Raw genomic sequence first — 2,359 nt, 5'->3', positions numbered from 1 at the left:
ATCCAACTCACTCCTCAGACTCAAACTCCACGCGATCGTAAATATCCCCTAACGAAACCTGAAATGGCACAGAACTTAATGCCAATAACGCATTTTCACCGTCATACTCAGACAACACCCATTTATTATCATCTATCTTTGAAAACTGCTCAACGTGCATCTCATATTGAGCAATGAGAACATACTCCTTCAACGTAGGAATAGAACGATAAAGTTTAAACTTCCCACCTCTATCATAATCTTCCGTAGATTTCGATAACACTTCAGCAATCATCACCGGATTTGTAATCGTATCTTTCCTACCTTCTACAAGTTCTAATTGACCATCAACCACCATCACATCAGGATAAGTGTAAAGACGTTTCTGCGGTATCCACAAACGCAGGTCGTTGATGAATACGTCATAGGGTTGCTTTTTTAAACCAAAATTTAGTGCGCTACTCAAATTAAGCGCTATCCGATTGTGATTTGGTGTTCCGCCTGTCATAGGAATTATTTTACCATCCTGATATTCACTTTTATAGTCGGCTGCCGTTTCTAGTTCCAAATACTCTTCAGGAGAGTAATAACGCTTTTCTTCACTTTCAATTGTACTTTCGCGAATTTCGGCTGCTGTTGTCATGTTACACTAATCTCCTAAACTCATAACAAATTTAATTGAGAGAGTTGGGTTACGTTTCGCTGTACCCAACTTAGATTATAACTTTATAATTAAACGTAGGGTGGGCATTGCCAACGATAGTTTATTGCTATTAGTTACAAACTGTTCGCCGCAATGCCATCCTAAAATTTCCCCAATTAGCAATTAGCCATTAGCAATGAGCAATTAGCCATTACCAATTACCAATTATGAACACGGATTTTACCGATTACACGGATTACACGGATTAGTTAGAGGAATGATTATTTAGTCTGTGAAATCCGAGGAATCTGTAAAATCTGTGTATCCCAATTACCAATTACCAATCCTACTTAGTATTGTTTAGATTCCTTGACTCCAACCAGATAGGAATTGCAATCCAAGCAATAACTAACGCTAAAGCAAGTACAGCAAATTGAGCCGCCCAAGCAACTAATTTTTCTAAAGACACAACTTGTCCTAAGAAAAATGCTAAACTTACCATCACAGATGCCCAACTTGCAGCACCGGCAAGATTGTATAGTGAAAATTTCCAAAAAGGCATTTCAGCAATTCCTGCTAAAGGGCTAGCAAAAATTCGCAGCAAGGCAATAAACCGACCAAAAAATACAGCTTTGGCTGCATTTTGACTAAACTGTTCTTTCAAATCAAACAGTTGTTCTTCCCGAAAGCGGAAAAATTTACCTAACGTCAGCAACAATGGCCAACCGCCATATCTGCCAATCAAATAGCCAAAATTTCCGCCCAAGGTAGCACCCGCGATCGCACTCCCCAACACATACCAGTAATTTAGTTCCCCGCTACCAGCTAGAAACCCCCCAGCGATCGTAATTGTTTCCCCAGGAAGGGGAAATCCCAAATTTTCTAGCAAAATCCCCAGAAATACTGCCCAGTAGCCGTACTCATGTGCAAATTTCTGAATAATTTCCAAAGATATAAACTCAAAAGACATCCGACAGTGCCCATCGTAAATTTTTGCAAAGCTTGATATTTCTTATCTTGGCTTGATTCAGGCAATTCTGCAATCTTAACTTGTGACATCAAACACATACTTCTTGTGATCTGTGGCAAAGCGGACAGTAGAATTGTGAGCGACGCTAAAAATAGTAAAGAATTGTTGCGGCTTCATTCTACTAGACTCAGGGTTCTATTCTCGCATCTACTTTTCAGGCAGCGCGTAAGCCCAGCCCATTTTGGGTATCGGGCGTAAGGAATGATGGAAACCCTAAAATTCTGAAACTTTTCTTAACATTATTCTGTCTATTGGCAGAACAGCAAGTTCTACTTAATCATTAATCACTTAAGGATTACTGGGGTGACACCTATGGCCTTTCAAGAATTCGCACAACACTTCCTGCTTCAGCCTCAAACTCGTCTCAATTTTCAAGAAGGTAATTCCTTATACCAACAGTTGACTGCTATTCTACCTGAACGTTATCAACTCTGGGTGATTGATATGACTCATGTAGATTTTATCGATAGTTCTGGTTTGTGTGCTTTAGTTAGGGGACTGAAACTAGCCCGTAATCAAGGGTGTCGCCTCGTCATCTGCAATCTCCAAGCTACAGCTAGGTTAATTTTTGATATTACTCAACTCGACCAAGCTTTTGAAATTTTTGACTCTTTCGATGATATTTCTTCGCCTCAAGCTGAGTTGCTAATTGCCTAATGTAGAGGGGCTAGGGGCTAGGGGCTAGGGGCTAGGGAAGAAAGGGAGAA

General features: G+C 40.2%; 3 protein-coding genes. 1 reads left to right on the top strand and 2 read right to left on the bottom strand.

Translation table 11 applies throughout. From position 1 onward, the window contains the following. Positions 1-7 precede the first annotated feature (7 nt). The gene (locus tag OSCI_RS07850; protein WP_007354370.1) at positions 8-622 is read right to left on the bottom strand and encodes a Uma2 family endonuclease; all 615 of its coding nucleotides are present in this window, start codon (positions 620-622) and stop codon (positions 8-10) included. Between the two features lie 346 nt (positions 623-968). Further along, positions 969-1,592: a DedA family protein gene (locus tag OSCI_RS07845; RefSeq protein WP_007354369.1), complete on the bottom strand. Its 624-nt coding sequence runs from the start codon at positions 1,590-1,592 to the stop codon at positions 969-971. A 372-nt stretch (positions 1,593-1,964) separates the two neighbouring features. On the opposite strand from OSCI_RS07845, the gene OSCI_RS07840 reads away from it, so the two are divergent. Continuing rightward, the gene (locus OSCI_RS07840) at positions 1,965-2,309 is read left to right on the top strand and encodes an STAS domain-containing protein (protein WP_007354367.1); all 345 of its coding nucleotides are present in this window, start codon (positions 1,965-1,967) and stop codon (positions 2,307-2,309) included. Positions 2,310-2,359: the final 50 nt, after the last annotated feature.

This window comes from Kamptonema sp. PCC 6506, from assembly GCF_000180455.1.
Classification (GTDB): domain Bacteria; phylum Cyanobacteriota; class Cyanobacteriia; order Cyanobacteriales; family Microcoleaceae; genus Kamptonema; species Kamptonema formosum.
This window is presented reverse-complemented; position numbering and strand designations above follow the sequence as displayed.

Excerpts from the sequence above, each read along its gene's own strand:
- OSCI_RS07850 (WP_007354370.1), bottom strand. The coding sequence starts at position 622 with ATGACAACAGCAGCCGAAATTCGCGAAAGTACAATTGAAAGTGAAGAA.
- OSCI_RS07845 (WP_007354369.1), bottom strand. The coding sequence starts at position 1,592 with ATGTCTTTTGAGTTTATATCTTTGGAAATTATTCAGAAATTTGCACAT.
- OSCI_RS07840 (WP_007354367.1), top strand. The coding sequence starts at position 1,965 with ATGGCCTTTCAAGAATTCGCACAACACTTCCTGCTTCAGCCTCAAACT.